The organism is Candidatus Thiosymbion oneisti, assembly GCF_004359955.1.
GTDB classification, from domain to species: domain Bacteria; phylum Pseudomonadota; class Gammaproteobacteria; order Chromatiales; family Chromatiaceae; genus Thiosymbion; species Thiosymbion oneisti.
Genome location: NZ_SMSC01000107.1, coordinates 1 through 904, shown reverse-complemented (window position 1 = coordinate 904; position 904 = coordinate 1). Strand labels below are relative to the sequence as shown.

At 63.1% G+C, this 904-nt stretch carries 1 protein-coding gene and 1 pseudogene; both read left to right on the top strand.

The annotated features are described in order from the left end of the window. Positions 1-502: pseudogene (locus E1958_RS20620) on the top strand (hypothetical protein); the annotation flags it as partial. A gap of 6 nt (positions 503-508) precedes the next feature. Beyond that, positions 509-904: transposase (locus E1958_RS19630; protein ID WP_341765491.1), on the top strand; the 396-nt coding region annotated here is incomplete at its 3' end.

Sequence of the window (904 nt, the reverse complement as noted above, 5' to 3'; positions counted from 1 at the left end):
GCAGCTGAAGAAGATCGCACGTGATCTGGAAGCCTACACGCAGTCCCTCGATGCCAACGATGCCCACGAAGCTCAAGTGGGCGACGGGCTTGCTGAAGACCCCGCCCTTGCCGAGAAGTTGCAGGAACTCAAGGAACGCCAGGCACGCAAGCCGGCGCAACGGGAGCGACTAGAGGCAAGCGGTGAGACCCAATTCTCCCGTACCGACCCCGCTGCACGGGCCTTGAGCAAGGGGAAACAGCCCGTCACCGGCGACAACATGCAAAGTTGCGTGGATGACAAACACAAGCTCATTGTGTCTGACGAAGTTAGCAACGAAGGGAACGATCAGAACCAGCTCAGCGGCCAATGCCGAGCGGCGATGGAAATCATGGCGGTCAACGAAATCACCGCGGTGGCCGACAGCGGTTACTACAGCGAGGCGCAACTGGCCGCCTGTCAAGAGGCCAACGCCACCGTTTATGTTCCCATTCCGGATCAGCACAAGGTGGTCACCGACTAGGGCCGCCTGAGCGGTAAACGCTTCCAATACAACCCAACCGGTGATGTTTACATCTGCCCCGCCGGTGAGTTGCTGCCCCCGCGCGGTCAGCCGCAGCAGAAGAACGGCATCCGGCGTACCCGCTACAGCCGCCCGGCCCGTCCGTGCCGGGACTGTCCGCTGACGGCGGTGTGCCGACCCGACTCCGGTGCCCCACGCAGCATTTACCGCAGCGAGCACGCCCCGGTGGTCGAGGCACATCGGCAACGGATGGCCGACCAGGGGCCGAAGCGGATGCGTCAGCGCGCGGGTCTGGTCGAGCATCCCTTCGGTACCCTCAAGCGCTGGTTGGGATGGGACCACTTCCTGGTGCGCGGCTTCAAGAAGGTCCGCGGTGAGATGAGCCTGATGGTGCTGGGCTAT